We start from the raw sequence: 18,670 nt of genomic DNA on the forward strand, positions 1-18,670 counted from the left end.
GGGCATGCGGTCCTGAAGGGTCGCTTCGGAACGGGGCCCGCCGTGCGGGCGGGTTTCGCCCGGCGGGGCCTCATCCGGAGAGGCCCCGTTCGGCGAGGTCCTCCAGGACCGCCATCGCCGCGTTGTGCCCCGGCACCCCGCTGACCCCTCCCCCGCGCACCGCGCCGGCGCCGCACAGCAGCACGTTGGCGTGCGCGGTCTCGACGCCCCAGCGGCCGACGCCGTCCTGGGCGTGCGGCCAGGCCAGGTCGCGGTGGAAGATGTGGCCGCCGGGCAGCCCGAGCTCGCGCTCCAGGTCCAGCGGGGTCTTCGCCTCGATGCAGGGGCGGCCGTCGGCGTCGGTGGCCAGGCAGTCGGCGAGCGGCTCGGCGAGGTGCGCGTCCAGTTGGGCGAGGGTGGCCTCGAGCAGTTGCTCGCGTACGGCGTCGTTGTCCCGTTCGAACAGCCGGGCGGGGGTGTGCAGGCCGAACAGGGTGAGCGTCTGGAAGCCCCGCCGGGCCAGGTCCGGGCCGAGGATCGTCGGGTCGGTCAGGGAGTGGCAGTAGATCTCCGACGGCGGGGCGGTGGGCAGGTCGCCGGCCGCGGCTTGGGCGTGGGCGGCGGCCAGTTGGGCGTAGCCCTCGGCGACGTGGAAGGTGCCGGCGAAGGCCTCGCGCGGGTCGACGGAGGTGTCGCGGAGCCGGGGCAGCCGTCTCAGCAGCATGTTCACCTTGAGCTGGGCGCCCTCGGCGGGGGCCGGCGGGGTGCCTGCGGTGAGGGCGGCGAGCTCCTGCGGGGAGGCGTTGACGAGGACGTGCCGGGCGGCGGTGACGCTCTCGCCGTCGGCGGTGCGGTGGACGACCTCGGCGCTGCGGCCGTCGGTGTCGATCCGGACGGCCTCGTGCCCGGTGGCGAGGACGGCGCCCGCGCTCCGGGCGGCATCGGCCAGGGCGTCGGTGAGCGCCCCCATCCCTCCGACGGGCACGTCCCAGGCGCCGGTGCCGCCGCCGATCACGTGGTAGAGGAAGCAGCGGTTCTGCTTGAGGGAGGCGTCGTGGGCGTCGGCGAAGGTCCCGATCAGCGCGTCCGTCAGGACGACGCCCCGCACCAGGTCGTCCGTGAAGTACTCCTCGACGGCGACGCCGACGGGCTCCTCGAAGAGCATCCGCCAGGCCTCCTCGTCGTCGACGCGCCGGCGCAGCTCCTCACGGGTGGGCAGGGGTTCGGTGAGCGTCGGGAAGACGCGTTCGGCGAGGCGCCCGGTCATGCCGTGGAAGCGCTGCCAGGCCGTGTGCTCCCGTTCGCCGCCGGTCAGCCGCGCGAACGCCTCACGGGTGCGTGCCTCGCCGCCGCCCACGAGCAGCCCGGTCGGCCGCCCGTCACGCTCCACGGGCGTGTACGAGGAGATGGTGCGCCGCCGGACCCGGAAGTCCAGCCCCAGATCCCGCACGATCTTCGGCGGCAGCAGACTGACCAGGTACGAGTAGCGCGACAGCCGGGCGTCCAGGCCGGCGAACGGCCGGGTGGAGACGGCGGCGCCCCCGGCGTGGTCCAGCCGCTCCAGCACCAGCACGGACCGCCCGGCCCGCGCCAGGTAGGCGGCGGCGACCAGCCCGTTGTGACCGCCGCCGACGATGACGACGTCGTAGGAACGACGTCCGGGGTCTCCCTCGTGTGCAGGCATGGTTCTTCGTAACACGGGGCGATCAGGACCGGCCAGAGGCGGACCGCCACCGGCGCGGCACCGCTTCCCGGCCGGTCGCCGCGGGCGGGAGCCGGCGGTGGTCTGCCTCGGTGGTGGCCCCCGGCGCCCGGCCTACCGTGCGGCTCCGTCCGGCGCCGGACGCGCCTCGGGGCCGAGCCGTGCCACGGCCCGCAGGATGTGCCGGGGCGGCACCTGCCACCGCAGACGTGCCGGAACGGCGCGCAGGACGGTGCCCGTGGCCCGCAACCGCCGGGTGACGGTCGCGGGCGGCGGGGCCGCCCGGCCGTACAACTCGTGCGCGTACGGCGGCAGGGAGCCGTACGCCAGGTCCGCCACGTGCCGCCACAGCACGGCGCGGGCCGGGACGAGCAGGGGGTGCGTCGGCGGGCGGCGCAGGAAGTCGTCCACCGCGTGCGCGTCGTCCCCGGCGGCGAGTTCGGGCCGTACCTTCTCGAAGTAGGCGTCCATCGCCGCCCTGTCGGCGGGTACGGCGTCGGGGTCGAGGCCCACCAGGCGGGCCGCGACGCGTTGTTCGGCGAGGTAGCGGTCGGCTGCCGCGTCGGTGAGGGGGTAGCCGGAGCGGCGCAGAACGTGCAGGTAGGAGTCGATCTCGGCGCAGTGCACCCACAGCAGCAGTGCGGGGTCGTCGATGCCGTACCGCTCCCCCGTGTCCGGGTCGTTCGCGGACAGCAGGCGGTGGATCCGGCGGACCCGGGCCCCGGCCTTCTCGGCCTCCTCGGCGGTGCCGTAGGTGATGGTGCCGACGAAGTCCGCGGTGCGCATGAGGCGTCCCCAGGCGTCGCGGCGGAAGTCGGAGTTCTGCATGACGCCGCGTACCGCACGCGGGTGCAGCGCCTGGAGGTGGAGCGCGCGGATTCCGGCGACCCACATCATGGGATCGCCGTGCGCCTGCCACGTCACACTGGCCGGGCCGTACAAACCGGGGTCGGCGCTCATACCGGCAGTGTGGCCGGGACGAGCGGCCTACGCCACCGTCCGAACCGGCCGAATACGGTGCGGGCGCTCCCTCAGGCGTGCGGGACGACGGCCACCGGGCAGCCGACGTGATGGACCGCGGCGTGCGTGACGGGCCCGGTACGGGGGCCGGCCGGGCGTTCGGCGACGCGGTGGCCGACGACGAGGAGGCCGGCTCCGGTCGCCGCCCTCACGAGCGCGCTCGACGGCCTGTCCTCCACCACCGTCTCCAGGACCTCCACGTCGGGGTACTTGTCGCGCCACACCTGGAGCGCGGCCTTGAGGAAGCCCAGCCATTCCTCGCCCTGCCGGGACTCCCGCACCAGGCCGATGTCGCCGGTGCCGAGGCCGACCGGGCCTGCCGTGTGCCAGGCGTGCACGGCGCGCAGGCGCGCGTTCCGGAGCCGGGCCGCCTCGAAGGCGAACTCGACGACCTCGTCGCAGGCCTCGCCGAGGTCGACGGCGAGCACGACGTCCCGGTACCCGGTGTCCGTCGAGGCTCCTCCGTCGCCGGCCGGCAGGTGTTCGTCCGCCGCCTCCTCGTCCGCCCGCACGAGGACGACGGGGCACGCGGCCCTCGCGACCACGCCGAGCGCGACGGAGCCGACGAGGAATCCGGTGAAACCGCTCAGCCCGCGGGAGCCGAGGACCAACAGGCCGGACCGGTCGGCGGCCTTGAGCAGGGCGGCGGTGGCCGGGCCCTCCGACTGCTCGTCGGTGAGACGCACACCGGGGCGTTCGGCGCGGACCCGTTCCTCCGCCCGTCGCAGTGCGCGCCGGGCCAGATGCCGCCGGGCGGCGCCCGTGCTGTCGTCGTCCTGGTGCCGGGGCTGCCAGGCCAGGGCGTGCACCAGGTGCAGTGGCCGGTCCCGCCGGGCGGCCTCGCGGGCCGCCCATGCAGCGGCGGCCAGGCTCTCGGCGGATCCGTCGACTCCGGCGGTCACGGGCAGAAGCATCTCCGCACCTCCCACATTCGCTCTGTCTTACGGTGCCAGCGTCGCCCGGCGGGCGGTGCGGCGGCAGAGGCTGCCCGGTCCCCTCCGGGGGGCCGTCCGGCCCTTTTCCGTGACACCCCGTCAGGACTGGCTGGCCCGACCGCAGTTCCGGCCGGGCCCGCGTACCGGCGGCACGGGAGGGCGCGGGAGGGACGGACGGCGGAGCGGGGCGGCGGAACGCCGGGCCCGCCGGCGCGGGCGGGAGGGAACGCCGAGCCGGCCGGCGGCTCACGGGAACGCCGCCGGGCACCGGCGGCCGTGCTGCGGCGCCTCCGGGTCCGGGCCGAACGGTCCGGCGGGCCCCGCCGGACCTCCCGGCCGCGGCGCCGCACGCACGGGCGACAGCGCCGTGGTCCGGCCTCGCCCCGGTGCACCGCATCCGGACTCCCGAGCTCCCGGACCCCTGGGCTGCCGGCCCCCTGGGCTGCCGGACGTGAGGGCCTGCCGACTCCCGGACTTGCGGACGTCCGGCCCAGGCGCCCCGCGCCGGCGTGGGCGGTCCGCCGGAGCCGGCCCTCCTTTGCGGGTCAGTCGTGCGGGACCACCGCCACCGGCGCGGAGGCGTGCTGCAGCACCGCGTGTGTCACCGGACCGATGCGTCCGCCGACCGGTGCCCGGCGCCGCTCGCGTCCGACGACGACCAGGGACGCGTCCCTCGACGCGTGCACGAGGTGACGGCCGGCACCTCCGATGACGGCCTGCTCCCGCACCTCCACGCCCGGGAACTTGTCCTGCCAGGGCCGCAGGACGTCGCCGAGTCCGTGCCGTGCCCCTTCCGTCGGTCCGGCGTCGGGTCCCGCCTCCAGGACGGCGCCGTAGCCCTGGTCGGCCGCCGGGTTCCAGCCGTGGACCACCCGCAGGCCCGCCGCACGACGCCGGGCGGCCTCGAACGCGAACTCGACGACGGCGTCGGCCGGGCTCCGCGGGTCCAGCCCCAGCACGACCTCGCGGTAGGGAGTGGTGGTCGCGCCGGCGCCCGTGGCGTCCGGCAGGTGCTCGTCCTCGGGGTGGCCGTCGGCCCGTACGAGGACGACGGGGCGTTCGGCACGCGCCAGCGTGGCGAGGGCGACGGAACCGGCCAGGAAGCCCGACACCGTGCCGAGGCGCCGGGACCCGAGGACCAGCAGTTCGGTGTCCTCCTCGGCCGCCAGCAGGGCGGGCACCACCGGCCCCTCGGTCTGCCGGGTGGTGATCCGCAGGCCGGGGTGGCGCTCCGCGAGCCGGGAGGCGGTCTCGCTCAGCAGCCGGGTCGCCCGGGCGCGCTGCGCGTCGAGCACGCCCGGTGCCGGAAGGCCCGCGAGCGGCGCGTGGAGAGGGCGCGGCGATTCCCCGGCGTGCAGGAGGCACAGGGTCGTCTCCCGTTGTGCCGCCTCGCGAGCGGCCCAGTCGGCGGCGGCGAGGCTTTCGGGCGAGCCGTCGAGACCGACGGTGATGGCGAGCATGTACGGACCTCCTTCAAGGGCGCGTCCCCAGTCTGGCGGGCCACGCGTGCGGGCCGGCAGGGCCGGAGGTCCCCGTCGGGAGCCGAACGGCCCCGGCGCGTCACCGGTGCGCGCCCGCGCGGCGGTGACGCGCCGGGGCCGGTGCGGCACGGGTGGCCGCGGGCCGTGCGGCACGTGTGGCCGCGGGCCGTGCGGGGGCTCGGCAGCCGGACGGCGAACCCGCCGAGGGCACCGGCGAGGACCCGCGTCGGTGCTGAGGGCCGCATGAGCCGAGGGGCCGACCGGGTCCGTGAGGGCCGCTCTGCCCGGGACCGCAGGCCGGCGTCCGGCCGTCCGTCACGGGCGATCGGCCGCTGCCGGCCGGGCCGGGAGCCGTACGGTGAAGGTGGTCGACCCGGGCACGCTGTCGAGGGTGACGCCGCCGCCGTGGGCCTCCGTCACGGCGGCCACGATCGACAGGCCGAGGCCGGTGCCGGTGCCGCCCGGCGTGCCTTCCGCACGGCGGCGCTCCCCGTGGGTGAAGCGCTCGAAGACCCGGGGGCGGACGTCCGCGGGGACGCCGGGGCCGTCGTCGTGGACCTTCAGCTCCGCCGTCGTGCCGTCGGTCTCCACCGAGATGGTGATCGTGGTGCCGGCGGGTGTGTGCAGGCGTGCGTTGGCCAGCAGGTTGGCCAGTACCTGGTGGAGGCGGTGGGCGTCGCCCGTCACCGTCACCGGTTCCTCGGACAGTTCCAGCGCCCAGCGGTGTCCGGGACCCGCGGCCTGTGCGTCCGTCACGGCGTCCAGGACCAGCCGGGTCAGGTCGACGGGCAGTCGCTCCAGGGGACGGCCCGCGTCGAGGCGGGCGAGGAGCAGCAGGTCGTCGACCATCTCGCCCATGCGGGCCGCCTCGGCCTCGATGCGCTCCAGTGCCCGCACCACCTTCGGCGGCACCGGACCGGGGTGCAGCAGCGCCAGCTCCGCGTGGCCGCGGACCGTCGCCACGGGTGTGCGCAGCTCGTGGCTGGCGTCGGCGGCGAAACTGCGCAGCCGTTCCTCGCTCGCGTGCCGCTTGGTCAGCGCGTCCTCGACGTGGCCGAGCATGGTGTTGAAGGCGTCGGCGACCCGTCCCACCTCGCTGCGCGGGTCGGCCTCGGGCGCACGGGGCCAGAGCCCCACCTCACCGCTGGACAGCGGAAGCCGGCTGACCCGGGTGGCGGTCGCGGCCACCCGGCTGAGCGGTCGCAGCGACCAGCGCACCCACAGGGCCCCGGCGAAGCCGGCGACGACCAGCGCCGCGCCGAAGACGACCGCGGCGACCAGTTCCAGCCGGTGGACGGTGGCCTCCACCGGCTCCATGGGGAGGCCGGTGACCAGGACGTCGCCGTCCACGCCCCGGAACGCCATCAGGCGGTACTCGCCGAGGGACGAGAGCTCGGTCGTGTGCCCGTCGCCGTCGGCCGGCAGCGCGGCCAGCCGACGGCTGTCGCGCGCCCCGAGCGACACGCTCACCGTGCCCGTGCGGCCGCCGGACGCCACCACCGCGGCGTTGGTGACCGTGTCCCCGACGAGCCGGGCCCCGAAGGTTCCGACGGTCTGACGGCGGGTGTCGCCGTCGCCGTCCTCGTCGCCGTCGCGGTCCGAGGGCAGCGTCCCGACGTGCTCCAGGCTGGCCGGGAACCGTGCGCCCGCCTCCCGCAGCTGCTGGTCGACACGGCCGGTGAGGAAGCCGTTCAGCTCCAGCACCGCCGCCACCCCGACGGCCGCGCAGCTGACCGCGAGCAGCACGACGAGTCCGGCGGTGAGCCGCGCCCGCAGCGTGTGCGGCCAGGGCGGACGCGGCAGCCGCCGCCTCGTCCCGGGCGGGCGCGGTCGGCGTGCGGAGGTCTGCCGCGGCCCCGTGCTCACCGGGTCACCGGCTTGAGCACGTACCCGGCGCCCCGCACCGTGTGGATCATGGGCGGGCGGCCCGCGTCCACCTTCTTGCGCAGGTAGGAGATGTACAGCTCGACGACGTGGGCCTGGCCGCCGAAGTCGTAGGACCACACGCGGTCGAGGATCTGCGCCTTGCTGAGCACGCGCCGCGGATTGCGCATCAGCAGCCGCAGCAGTTCGAACTCGGTCGGGGACAGTTCCACGAGGTCGCCGCCGCGGGTGACCTCGCGGGCCTCCTCGTCCATGACCAGGTCGCCGACGGTCAGCCGCGGCCCGTCCTCGCTCTGCCGGGCCATGCCGGCCCGGCGCAGCAGACCGCGCAGCCTGGCCACGACCTCCTCCAGGCTGAACGGTTTCGTCACGTAGTCGTCGCCGCCCGCCGTGATGCCCGCGATGCGGTCCTCGACGGCGTCCCGTGCGGTCAGGAAGAGCACGCACACGTCGGGGCGTACGCCGTGCAGCGAGCGCAGCACGGAGAAGCCGTCGGTGTCCGGGAGCATCACGTCGAGGACGACGGCGTCGGGGAGCAGCTCGCGGGCCTCGGCGACGGCCGAGACGCCGTCGCCGGCCGTGCGCACCTCCCAGCCCTCGTAGCGCAGGGCGCCGGAGAGCACCTCCGCGAGGTCGGGGTCGTCGTCGACGACGAGGACCCGGATGGGGGTGCCGTCGGTGCGGGTGAGGGCGGGGCGGCCGGAGCCGCGGTGGCGGGGAGTGTTCATCTCACGTACCAGGATGCGGTCCCGCAGCGGCCGGAGCTGCCTCCCGGACCTCTGAGTTCGCTCTGAGTCGGCTCTGAGTACGCCCTGCCGCCGCTCCGCCCGGCCGCCTCGGCACCCCCTCCCACCTGCGAAAAAACCGTGCCGCAGCGCCGAGCGCTGAGAGCGGGCTCAGAGGTTGCGTCGGCACAGTGTCGTTGCGTACGGCCGCAGCGGACGTACGGAAAAGCCGAAGGAACACACGGATGACGACGATGTACGCGCGACCAGGGGTCGCTCCCGCGCCTCCCGTGCCTCCCGCGCCCAGGCGTTCCCCCGCGGGCCCCGTGCTGGCCGCCCTGTGGGGCGGGGCCGCCGCCGTGGTCGCCCTGTGGTGGTACGACACGGGATCGGTCGTGGGCACCGCGGGCTGGCTGACCGGAGCCGGGCGGATCGCGGGACTGCTGTCCGGGTACGCCTGCGCCGTGCTCGTCGCCCTGATGGCCCGCGTGCCGCTGCTGGAGCGGCGGATCGGGTCGGACCGGGTGACGCGCTGGCACGCGATGGCGGGCCGCTACACGATCTGCCTGCTGGCGGCCCACGTCGTGCTGATCCTGCTCGGGTACGCCGCCCAGGACCGCTCCTCCCTCGTGGACGAGACGATCACGGTGGTCCTGAACTATCCGGAGATGCTCAAGGCCACCGCCGGCACCGTCGTCCTGTTCGCGGTCGGGATCGTCTCGGCCCGTGCGGTGCGCCGCCGGGTCGGTCACGAGTTCTGGTACTACGTGCACCTGCTCACCTACGCCGCGGTCTTCCTCTCCTTCGGCCACCAGCTCGCCCTGGGGTCCGACTTCACCGGCAACGGGTGGGCCCGGGCGGCCTGGTACGCGCTGTACCTGGGGGCCGCCGCCCTGGTGCTGTGGTTCCGGATCCTCGCCCCGGTCCGGCTCAACCTGCGTCACCGGCTGCGCGTCGACTCCGTGCACCGGGAGGCGCCGGGCGTGTACTCCGTCGTCGTACGCGGCCGGCGGCTGGACGAGATGGGCGCGCGGCCCGGCCAGTTCCTGCGGTGGCGCTTCCTCACCGACGGCATGCGCTGGACCTCGACGCCCTACTCCCTGTCGGCGCCGCCGCGTCCGGACCTGCTGCGCATCACGGTCAAGGCGCTCGGCGACCACAGCGCCGCCGTGGCCCTGCTGCGGCCGGGCACCCGGGTGTGGGCGGAGGGCCCCTACGGGGCGCTGACCGCGGACCGGCAGTCCGCGCCCAAGTCCCTGCTGATCGCGGGCGGTGTCGGCATCACCCCGCTGCGGGCCCTGTTCGAGACGCTGCCCGGCGACGTCACGCTCGTCTACCGGGCCCGCACGGCGGAGGACCTCGCCCTGGGCGGGGAGCTGGAGGCCGTCGCACGGTGGCGCGGGGCCAAGGTGCTCTACGCGCTCAACGGCCCGCACGGCCGGCGTCCGGACCTCACGGCGGGGTCCCTGCGCGCGGCCGTGCCCGACCTGGCCGCCCACGACGTGTACCTGTGCGGCCCGCACGGGTTCGCACGGGACCTGTACGAGGCGCTGCGCGCCGCGGGGGTCCCGGACCGCCGCATCCACCACGAGTCCTTCGAACTGTGAGGCCGTCTTGCACACCTTGAGGAAGAACCACCCGCTGCGCCGCATCGTGCTGGCGAGCGCCGCGACCGTCTCCGGGATCGTGCTGGTGCTGTCGCTGAAGCCGCACACGACGCCGGCCGTCGCCGGGCTCGCCCCCTCTCCCGCGGCGTCCAGCAGTTCCGGCGCGTCGAGCGGGACGGCCGGATCGGGGGGTTCGAGCGGATCGGCGGTCACGGGAACCCGGACGCTCACCGGGGACTCGGTCCAGACCCGCTACGGCCCCGTCCAGGTCCGCGTCACGGTGAAGGACGGCAGGCTCACCGACGTCACCGCGGTCGCCTACCCCCAGGAGAACCCGAGGGACCAGCAGATCAACGGCTACGCCGTCCCCCAGTTGACCAGGGAGGCGCTCAGCGCCCAGAGCGCCGACATCGACACGGTGTCGGGAGCCACCTACACCAGCGAGGGCTACCGCCAGTCGCTCCAGTCGGCGCTGGACTCGGCGAACGGCTGACGCCCGCCGGGCCGGCCGGCCGTCCGGCCCGGCCGGGACCATCGGACGCCCCGCAGGGCCGGTCGGCCCTGGTGAGGCGGGCGTCCGCCCGGTTCGAATGGCCCGGTCAGGCGCACGCGCGGCTGCGGGAGACAGAGACCTGTGATGGACCCGACGATACGGATACCTGCGACGGCCGGCGACGACGGCCGGCCGAACACCCCGGAGACCCGGACGAGTGTCGAGCTGGACGCTGCCGAGGCGCTGCGGCTGCTGGGCGGCGTGTCCCTGGGACGGATCGTCTTCACCCGGCACGCGCTGCCGACCGTCCGCCCGGTCAACCACGTCCTGGTCGACGGCGACATCGTCATCCGCACCCACGGGGACGCAGCGCTGACCCGGTACACCCGGCAGACCGGGGCCGAGGGGGCCGTCGTCGCCTACGAGGCCGACGACATCGACCCCGACACCCACCTCGGCTGGAGCGTGGTCGTCACGGGCTATGCGCGGCTGGTCACCGACCCGGACGAACTCGCCCGCTACCGGGCCCTGTTGCGGCCCTGGGCGACACAGAGGATGGATCACGCCGTCCGCATCGGCCCCGATCTGGTCACCGGGGTCCGCCTGACGGCGCAGGATCCGTCCCCGCTCGGGTGAGGCCGCGAGGGGCGGGCCGGGTCCGCTCCCCCTGCCCGTGGGCCGGCGCGCCGGCGAGGCCGGGCACCCGGCCCTCCGTCGTCGCGGGTCCCTCCTCCCCGGCCTGCGACACTTCGTCGCCGAGATCGTCCGGCGCGGCGGAGGGGCGTCACAGGTGCTGCCCGGGGGCGGACCGGGGCCGGCCGGCCCTCCCCGCCGGCCGGTCCGCCCCGCCGACCGGCCCGGCCGGCCGCGCCTCTCACGGCCGTTCGGGTACGACCGCCACCACGCAGGCGGCGTGGTGCAGCAGCGAGTGGGCGACGCGCCCCAGCTGGAGTCCGATGTGTCCCGGGTTGCGCCGGGCACCGACCACCAGCAGGTCGGCCTCGTACGAGGCCGCCAGGAGCACCCTGCGAGCCGGGCCCTCCACCGTGCGGCGGCGCAGTTCCACGTCGGCGGGCACGTCCTCGAGTGCCCGCTCCAGGATTTCGGCGGCACGCAGTTCGTGCGCTCCGGCGGGTTTCCCGACGAGCAGGGGATGGTCGGTGGTCTCGTGCGCGGGAGACCGCCAGGCCCGTACGGCCTCCAGCGTCGCGTCGCGCAGCCCGGCCTCCTGGACGGCGAAGCGCAGCGCGGCGGAGTCCGTGCCCTTGTCGCCGATGCCGACGACGACGCGGCCGTGCCTCCCGGCCCGGACCCGGTTGTCGTGACTGCCCCGCAGTACGATCACCGGGCAGTCGGCGTGGGCGGCGACGCTCAGGCCGACCGAGCCGAGCAGCACCTCGACGAGGCCGCTGCGGCCCCGGTGACCGAGTACCAGGGCGCAGGCGTTGCGTCCCTCGCGGACGAGCGCGGACTCGGCTTCCTCGGGCAGCACGTCGGTGGAGATCTCGACGTCGGGGCGGCGCAGTGCGGCCCGGTTCGCGGCGACCCGCACGATGGCCTCGGCCGTCACCTGCTCGGCCGATGCGTCCAGGTCGTCGGTGAGGTCCTCGGCGAGGGAGTCGCCCTCGTACCGCTCCCAGAGGGAGGCGTACACCAGTCGGAGCGGGACCCCGCGCAGGGCGGCCTCGTCGGCCGCCCAGTCCACGGCCCGCAGGCTCGGCTCGGAGCCGTCCACGCCCACCACGAGGGGGAGGTCCATCGTGCTCACCGCCCCTCGTCCAAGACGACGACGGCGCGGGCCCGGACCCCGGCGGCGAGGGGCTCGGCGAACGCTCGGACGACCGCTGCGTTCATGGCTTCTCCTCCTCGGGAGGGTCAGGCGTGGGGGACCACGACGACGGGGGCCGCCGAGTGGTGGAGCACCGCGTGCGTGACGTGCCCGATGTGGGCGCCGAACGGGCTGCGGCGGATCCGGCGGCCCACGACGACGAGCGAGGCCTCACGGGCGGCGTCCACGATGTGGACGGCCGCGCTGCCGTGGCGGGACGTCTCGACGACCTCGACGTCCGGGAACTTCTGCCGCCACGGCCGCAGCACCTTGGAGAGGGCCTCGGACGCGCTCAGGCTCAGGGCCTCGTGGCGCGCGGGGCTGGCGGGCATGGCGTACGCGTACGGCGGCGGGTTCCAGCCGTGGACGACCCGCAGGGACGTGTCGCGGAGCCCGGCGGTGGCGAAGGCGAACTCGATCAGTGCCTCGTCCGGGTGGTCGACGTCGAGTCCGAGCACCACGGGCCGGAACGGTGTCGCGGCGGACGGTATCCCCGCCGGGTCCGGCACGTGCTCGTCGGCGGCCGCTTCCAGTGCGCGGACCAGGACGACGGGGCGGTCGGCGTGCGCGAGGGCGGACAGGCCCACGGAGCCCATCATGAACCCGCCGATCCCGGTGAGGCCGCGGGAGCCCAGGACGAGCAGTTCGGCACTCTTCGCCGCCTCGGCGAGGACGTCACCGGCCTGTCCGCAGAGCTGCTCGCTGATCACCTCGACACCGGGATGGCGCAGGCCGACGCCCACGGCGGCCTCCCGGGGAATGCGCTCGGTCCAGTGCGCCTGCGTCTCGCCGCCGAGCAGCGGTGCCTGGGCCATCGGCTCCGGGACCGGCTGCCAGACGTGCACGATCTTCAGCGGCAGGCCGCGCAACTTCGCCTCGCGCGCCGCCCATTCCACGGCGGCGCGGCTCTCGCGCGAGCCGTCGAGTCCTACGGTGACGGTGCGGGGCATGATCCCCACCTCCTCGTCGAGGGATCTTGGGCTCAGGATCCGGGACAAGGGATCCGGGACGGGAGGGCCCGGTACCAGCGTCGCCCTCGGGGGCGTTGCCGGGGCAGGGGCCACTGGTCCCGGGGTGGGGCCGACCGACCCCCGCCCGGTGCGGTGCGGCGGTGCGCGGCGCGGCGACCGACGTCGCGGCGGCCCACGGCGCGGACGGAGGAGGGCCCGGCCCGGTGCGGTCCCGCCCGCGGGCCTGCGCCGATCCTCCTGCCGGACGGGAGTCGGCGTCACACACGGTGCGGTCGCGGGCCGATCCCGGAGACGGCCAACCGCTGGATCCCGTTGTCGCCGCCGCCGCAGGTGAAGATCACGGCTGAGCGGTGGCCGGGCCGACGGTGTCGAGCGCGGTCGAACGGTGTCGAGCGCCGTCGACAAGGGGACACCGCCTCACTCCAGCGTCTGAAGGAAGTCGCTGCAGGCCCGGGCGCACGCACGGCACGCCGCCGCGCCGTCCTCGGCGCCCGGGTGCCGGTCGAAGGCGTGCGCGGTCTCCAGGCAGACGGTCCGGCACCACTCCACCTGGACCCGGATGCCCGCCTCGTCCACCCGGTTGTCCTCGGACAGCACGCGGCAGGTCGCGTCGCAGACCTCCGCGCACATGATCCCCTTGCGGCGCACGAATTCCTGGCCTTCGGTTCCGTCCGGATTCACCAGGCTCGCGTACAGCGCGCTGGCCCGCGCGCATTCGGTGCACGCCTGGGCGCATGCGAAGCGGTCCTCCAGGAACCGGAAGAGTTCCTGCTGGGATGTCGTCGAAGTCACACAGCGCGGGTAGCCGCGGCGAGCCTCGCCAAACCCGGCGGCAGGCGGGCCGCACCGGACGCGATGCCGGTCCGGCGCCGGAGCGACGTCGCCCGGCACGGAGAGCGACGGGCCTCGTGAAGCGGTTCGCGACCGATTGATGGGGTATTCGCCTGATATGACTAGCGCAAACATGCAGTTGGCCGCTGCGAGCGGCCTGCTCAGCGTGGCCCTGTTCGTGGTCGGTGCGGCCCTCGTGGGCCTGCTCGCCGGCAGCTTCTGGCTGGGCGCGCGTGTCAAGCAGCGCGAGCTGCCCCGGCCGCGCCCCGACGAGCAGCCGCACCTGCCCGCGGAGGGACCCGTGCGCGAGGTCCAGGAGGCCCGGGAGCCCGACGAGGTACCCCGGACCGGGAAGGGGGGCCACGCCCTCACGCCGTACGAACTGACCAACATGCAGACCCGGCCGAGCACGTCCAAGTCGCGGCCGCGCTGGAGTCGCGGCAGCAGCGGTTCGTTCGGCGGGGGCGGCCTGGGCGGGCACTGATCCTTCCTGTGCCCGTGACCGGGATTCCGACGTCCCGCCGGGAGCAGCCGGAGGCGGGCGGGGAGCCGGCCGCGGGTGACCAGGGCGCGCCGCGCCCGCAGCGGTCCACGCGGCGCCCCGGTTCCCCGGGGCCGCCGGCGGCCCCGCCGCAGCCCTTCGGTCCGCCGCCGCACGGCACGCCGGACCAGCGGGGCGGGCCCACGGGCGACCGGACGTGGAGCGGTCCACGGCCGCATCGACGGGCGCGGCCCTCCGTCCACAGCCACGTCGGCCGAGGTCCGGGCCGGTGCGCCCGGACCCCGGCGTCTCCGGGGGCGCGGGCCCGGAAGTACGGCGTCGACCCGGTTCCCCGGCCGGGGTCGGGGTCACGGTGCCTCGGCGACGGCGGGGCGGGGCGTCAGGCGCCGACGTACGCCGCCAGGTGCTCGCCGGTGAGGGTGGAGCGGGCGGCGACGAGGTCGGCCGGGGTGCCCTCGAAGACGATCCTGCCGCCGTCGTGCCCCGCGCCGGGACCGAGGTCGATGATCCAGTCGGCGTGCGCCATGACCGCCGGGTGGTGCTCGACGACGACGACCGACTTGCCGGCGTCGACCAGCCGGTCCAGCAGTCCGAGCAGCTGCTCCACGTCGGCGAGGTGCAGGCCGGTGGTCGGCTCGTCGAGGACGTGGACGCCGCCCTTGTCGCCCATGCGGGTGGCGAGCTTGAGCCGCTGCCGCTCGCCGCCGGACAGCGTGGTGAGCGGCTGGCCGAGGGTGAGATAGCCGAGCCCGACGTCGGCGAGCCGGCCGAGGATGCGCTGCGCGGCCGGAACGTGTGCCTCGCCGGAGCCGAAGAACTCCTCGGCCCTGGCCACCGGCATCGCGAGCACCTCGCTGATGTCCCGGCCGCCGAGGCGGTGGTCGAGCACCGCCGCCTGGTACCGCTTGCCCTCGCAGTCCTCGCAGGTGGCGGCCACGGCGGCCATCATCGCCAGGTCGGTGTAGACGACACCCGCGCCGTTGCAGGTGGGGCAGGCGCCCGCGGAGTTGGCGCTGAACAGGGCCGGCTTGACGCCGTTGGCCCTGGCGAACGCCTTGCGGATCGGGTCGAGCAGTCCGGTGTAGGTCGCCGGGTTGCTGCGCCGCGACCCCCTGATGGGGCTCTGGTCGACCGTCACCACTCCCGCGTCGGCGGGCATCGAGCCGTGGACGAGCGAACTCTTGCCGGAGCCGGCCACACCCGTGACGACGGTGAGCACGCCGAGCGGGATGTCCACGTCGACACCCTGGAGGTTGTGCGCCGTCGCGCCGCGGATCTCCAGTGCCCCGGTCGGCCGGCGCACGGAGCCCTTCGGCGCGGCCCGGTCGTCGAGGTGGCGGCCGGTGACGGTGTCACCGGCCCGCAGCCCCTCGACGGTGCCCTCGTAGCAGACGGTGCCGCCCGCGGTGCCGGCGCCGGGGCCGAGGTCGACGACGTGGTCGGCGATCGCGATCGTCTGCGGCTTGTGCTCCACGACGAGCACGGTGTTGCCCTTGTCCCGCAGGCGCAGCAGCAGGTCGTTCATCCGCTGGATGTCATGGGGGTGCAGGCCGGTGGTGGGCTCGTCGAAGACGTAGGTGACGTCGGTGAGCGAGGAGCCGAGGTGGCGGATCATCCTGACGCGCTGCGCCTCGCCGCCCGACAGGGTGCCGGCCGGCCGGTCGAGCGAGAGGTAGCCGAGGCCGATCTCCGCGAACGAGTCGAGGGTCTGGCGCAACGCCGTGAGCAGCGGCGCCACCGACGGCACGTCGAGCTTGCGGACCCATGCGGCGAGGTCGGTGATCTGCATCGCGCAGGCGTCGGCGATGCTGATCCCGTCGATCCTCGACGAGCGGGCGCCCTCGCTGAGCCGGGTGCCGTCGCACTCTGGGCAGACGGTGAAGGTCGTCGCCCGTTCAACGAAGGCGCGCACATGGGGCTGGAGCGCGTCGACGTCCTTGGCGAGCATCGACTTCTGGATCTTCGGGATCAGCCCCTCGTACGTCAGGTTGATGCCGTCGACCTTGATCTTGGTCGGTTCCCGGTGGAGGAGGTCGTGCAGTTCCTCCTCGGTGAACTCGCGGATCGGCTTGTCCGGGTCGAAGAAGCCGCAGCCGCTGAAGATACGGCCGTACCAGCCGTCCACGCTGTAGCCGGGGATCGTGAGCGCGCCCTCGTTGAGCGACTTGCCGTCGTCGTAGAGCTGGGTGAGGTCGATGTCGGAGACCGTGCCCCGGCCCTCGCAGCGGGTGCACATGCCGCCGGTGCGCTGGTAGGTCGCCTTCACCGTCTCCTTGGTGCCGCGCTCGACGGTGATGCCGCCGCTGGCCCGCACCGAGGCGGTGTTGAAGGAGTAGGCGCCGGGCGGGCCGATGTGCGGCTCGCCGAGCCGGCTGAAGAGGATGCGCAGCATCGCGTTGGCGTCGGTGGCGGTGCCGACCGTGGAGCGGGGGTCGGCGCCCATCCGCTGCTGGTCGACGATGATCGCGGTCGTCAGTCCGTCGAGCACGTCGACGTCGGGCCGCGCGAGCGTCGGCATGAAGCCCTGCACGAAGGCGCTGTACGTCTCGTTGATCAGCCGCTGCGACTCGGCGGCGATCGTGTCGAAGACCAGCGAGCTCTTGCCCGAGCCGGACACCCCCGTGAAGACGGTCAGCCGGCGCTTCGGGATCTCGACGCTGACGTCCTTGAGGTTGTTCACGCGCGCGCTGTGCACACGGATCACGTCGTGGGTGTCGGCGGCGTGTCGCGCGGACGACCGGTCGTCCGTCCTGTTGGCGGGGCTCATCAACGGTCTCCGTCCGTGTTCCTGGGTATCGCTCCCACGCTATGTGGCGCCCGCGGCCCGGCGCTTGCCGATTCCTGATCGAACCGGTCCGTTCCCGTCCGGCCGGTGGTACGAAACCGTGCCATACCTGACGGACCGGCGGTGGAACGACGTCCGAACGGCTCGTGCCCCACACCCGGACCGCGATCGGCCAGCTTCGGGCGTGAACGGTCAGTAAGCGACATCCCGGAGCGGGGCGGGTGCGAAGGCGCTGAGATGTCTTGAATCGTCGCGCAAGGTGAGGTGGAACATGGCCGACTTGGTGCAGGCGGAACCGGTGGAACGACGGTACGGCTGCCGCGCCCCTGTGCGCGAGAAGGCTCCGGGCGGGGCGGAGGAACGGTTCCGGGGGCTGCTGGAGGCGGCACCGGACGCGATGGTCATCGTCGACGACCGGGGGACCATCCGGCTCGTCAACGCCCAGACGGAGGCACTCTTCGGCTATCGCCGCGAGGAACTCCTCGACCAGCCGGTCGAGTTGCTGCTGCCGCACCGCTTCCGCGAGCAGCACACCGGGCACCGCAGCGGGTACACGGCCAACCGCCAGGTCCGGCCCATGGGCGCCGGACTCGAACTGCTCGGGCTGCGCAAGGACGGCACCGAGTTCCCCGTCGAGATCAGCCTGAGCCCCCTGGAGACCACGGACGGGCTGCTGGTGTCGGCGGCGGTCCGCGACGTCTCCGACCGCAAGGCCGCCGAGGCCCGCATCAACGAGCTGGCCGCCCTCGTGGAGTCGTCGCAGGACGCCATCCTCGCCCACACCCTGGACGGGTACGTCACCTACTGGAACGCGGCGGCGCAGCGCCTGTACGGCTACACCGCCGACGAGGCCATCGGCCAACACGTCTCCCTGCTGGCCCCGCCCGAGCTGCGCGGCGAGGTCAGGGCGCTGCTGCGGCAGCTCCGGCGGGGCCGGAAGGTGGAGCACTTCGAGACCCTGAAGGTCACCAGCGGCGGTGCGCTGCTGGACGTGGACGTGACCCTGTGGCCGACCCGGGACACCCGTGGCACGGTGGTCGGGGCGTGCGCGATCGTGCGGGACATCAGCGACCGCAAGCGCGCCCAGGCGGAGCTGACCGAACTGTACGAGCAGCAGCGGCACATCGCCCTCACGCTCCAGCGCAGCCTGATGGGCACCCCGCCCGCGCTGCCCGGCCTGGCCACCGCCAGCCGTTACCGGCCCGCCACCCAGGGCGCCGGGGTGGGCGGCGACTGGTTCGACCTCGTGCCGCTGGGCGGGGGCCGGGTGGGGGTGCTGATAGGCGACGTGATGGGGCGGGGTCTGGAGGCCGCCGCCGTGATGGGCCAGTTGCGCTCGGCCGCGCACGCGCTGGCGAAGACCGGCATGCAGCCGCGGCAGCTGATGCGGGCGCTGGACACCTGCGTCGCCGACCTGGACGTGCCCGACCAGCTCGTGACCTGCTGCTACCTGGTCATCGCCCCGAAGACGGGCACGGTGACGATCTGCTCGGCAGGCCATCTGCCGGTCCTGGTCGCCGGGGCCGGCAAGGGGGTGCGGGCGCTCGACTGCCCCGTCAACATGCCCCTCGGGATCGGCGACGGCCCGTTCGAGCAGGCCCGCGCGCAGATACCGCCGAGAGCCACCCTGGTGCTGTACACGGACGGCCTGATCGAGACGCCGGGCAGCGACATAGAGCTGCGCATCGGCGAACTCATCTTCCTGCTGGAGGAGTTGTTCACCGACATGCCCTGCCTGGAGAAGGCCGCCGACCGGGTGCTCGCCGGCCTCCTGCCGGACCCCGAGAGCCACAACGACGACGTGACCCTCCTGCTGGCGCAGCTCCCGGCGACCTAGGGCGTGTTTCGAAAGTGGCGTCGTCTGCCCGAAGGGCAGGCCCGGCGGCGTCCGGTGCGTGCGATCGCAAGGCGGAGGGTCGCCCCGATA

The 18,670-nt window shown here is 74.7% G+C and carries 15 protein-coding genes; 5 read left to right on the forward strand and 10 right to left on the reverse strand.

The genetic code is table 11. The features are described from left to right. Nucleotides 1-70: 70 nt before the first annotated feature. From ACIP5W_RS33270 to ACIP5W_RS33295, 6 genes are all read right to left on the reverse strand, one after another. Entirely contained in the window at nucleotides 71-1,663 is a 1,593-nt protein-coding gene (locus ACIP5W_RS33270; protein ID WP_401481375.1) for a phytoene desaturase family protein, read from the reverse strand. A 132-nt stretch (nucleotides 1,664-1,795) separates the two neighbouring features. Then, nucleotides 1,796-2,641: an oxygenase MpaB family protein gene (locus ACIP5W_RS33275; RefSeq protein WP_401481377.1), complete on the reverse strand. Its 846-nt coding sequence runs from the start codon at nucleotides 2,639-2,641 to the stop codon at nucleotides 1,796-1,798. Between the two features lie 71 nt (nucleotides 2,642-2,712). Next, the gene (locus ACIP5W_RS33280; RefSeq protein WP_401481379.1) at nucleotides 2,713-3,615 is read right to left on the reverse strand and encodes a universal stress protein; all 903 of its coding nucleotides are present in this window, start codon (nucleotides 3,613-3,615) and stop codon (nucleotides 2,713-2,715) included. 566 nt (nucleotides 3,616-4,181) lie between these two features. Then, the gene (locus ACIP5W_RS33285; RefSeq protein WP_401481381.1) at nucleotides 4,182-5,096 is read right to left on the reverse strand and encodes a universal stress protein; all 915 of its coding nucleotides are present in this window, start codon (nucleotides 5,094-5,096) and stop codon (nucleotides 4,182-4,184) included. Between the two features lie 336 nt (nucleotides 5,097-5,432). Next, nucleotides 5,433-6,920 carry a sensor histidine kinase gene (locus tag ACIP5W_RS33290; RefSeq protein WP_401481403.1) on the reverse strand — a complete coding sequence of 496 codons (1,488 nt, stop codon included), beginning with the start codon at nucleotides 6,918-6,920 and terminating at the stop codon, nucleotides 5,433-5,435. Nucleotides 6,921-6,979: 59 nt separating this feature from the next. Next, complete coding sequence (locus tag ACIP5W_RS33295; RefSeq protein ID WP_401481383.1) at nucleotides 6,980-7,729, reverse strand: response regulator transcription factor; 750 nt, start codon at nucleotides 7,727-7,729, stop codon at nucleotides 6,980-6,982. 242 nt (nucleotides 7,730-7,971) lie between these two features. On the opposite strand from ACIP5W_RS33295, the gene ACIP5W_RS33300 reads away from it, so the two are divergent. The 3 genes from ACIP5W_RS33300 to ACIP5W_RS33310 all read left to right on the forward strand — a co-directional run bounded on the left by ACIP5W_RS33300 (nucleotide 7,972) and on the right by ACIP5W_RS33310 (nucleotide 10,462). Continuing rightward, entirely contained in the window at nucleotides 7,972-9,333 is a 1,362-nt protein-coding gene (locus ACIP5W_RS33300) for a ferric reductase-like transmembrane domain-containing protein (protein WP_401481385.1), read from the forward strand. 7 nt (nucleotides 9,334-9,340) lie between these two features. Beyond that, nucleotides 9,341-9,826 carry an FMN-binding protein gene (locus ACIP5W_RS33305; RefSeq protein WP_401481387.1) on the forward strand — a complete coding sequence of 162 codons (486 nt, stop codon included), beginning with the start codon at nucleotides 9,341-9,343 and terminating at the stop codon, nucleotides 9,824-9,826. A gap of 144 nt (nucleotides 9,827-9,970) precedes the next feature. Further along, nucleotides 9,971-10,462 (forward strand): pyridoxamine 5'-phosphate oxidase family protein, encoded by a 492-nt coding sequence (locus ACIP5W_RS33310; protein WP_401481389.1) that lies wholly within the window; start codon nucleotides 9,971-9,973, stop codon nucleotides 10,460-10,462. Between the two features lie 238 nt (nucleotides 10,463-10,700). Here the strand turns inward: ACIP5W_RS33310 and ACIP5W_RS33315 are convergent, their stop codons facing one another. From ACIP5W_RS33315 to ACIP5W_RS33325, 3 genes are all read right to left on the reverse strand, one after another. Further along, complete coding sequence (locus ACIP5W_RS33315) at nucleotides 10,701-11,585, reverse strand: universal stress protein (protein ID WP_401481405.1); 885 nt, start codon at nucleotides 11,583-11,585, stop codon at nucleotides 10,701-10,703. A gap of 116 nt (nucleotides 11,586-11,701) precedes the next feature. Then, entirely contained in the window at nucleotides 11,702-12,604 is a 903-nt protein-coding gene (locus ACIP5W_RS33320) for a universal stress protein (RefSeq protein WP_401481391.1), read from the reverse strand. Nucleotides 12,605-13,042: 438 nt separating this feature from the next. Then, the gene (locus tag ACIP5W_RS33325; protein WP_401481393.1) at nucleotides 13,043-13,417 is read right to left on the reverse strand and encodes a ferredoxin; all 375 of its coding nucleotides are present in this window, start codon (nucleotides 13,415-13,417) and stop codon (nucleotides 13,043-13,045) included. 157 nt (nucleotides 13,418-13,574) lie between these two features. On the opposite strand from ACIP5W_RS33325, the gene ACIP5W_RS33330 reads away from it, so the two are divergent. Next, a complete protein-coding gene (locus ACIP5W_RS33330) occupies nucleotides 13,575-13,940 on the forward strand; it encodes a DUF6479 family protein (RefSeq protein WP_401481395.1) in 366 nt (121 codons plus the stop codon). A 397-nt stretch (nucleotides 13,941-14,337) separates the two neighbouring features. Here ACIP5W_RS33330 and ACIP5W_RS33335 read toward each other — a convergent pair whose 3' ends face one another. Then, a complete protein-coding gene (locus ACIP5W_RS33335) occupies nucleotides 14,338-16,725 on the reverse strand; it encodes an ATP-binding cassette domain-containing protein (protein ID WP_401481397.1) in 2,388 nt (795 codons plus the stop codon). Between the two features lie 316 nt (nucleotides 16,726-17,041). On the opposite strand from ACIP5W_RS33335, the gene ACIP5W_RS33340 reads away from it, so the two are divergent. Further along, nucleotides 17,042-18,580: a PAS domain S-box protein gene (locus ACIP5W_RS33340; protein WP_401481407.1), complete on the forward strand. Its 1,539-nt coding sequence runs from the start codon at nucleotides 17,042-17,044 to the stop codon at nucleotides 18,578-18,580. Nucleotides 18,581-18,670 lie beyond the last annotated feature (90 nt).

The sequence above is a fragment of the Streptomyces sp. NPDC088766 genome (genome assembly GCF_044750845.1).
Taxonomy (GTDB): Bacteria; Actinomycetota; Actinomycetes; order Streptomycetales; family Streptomycetaceae; genus Streptomyces.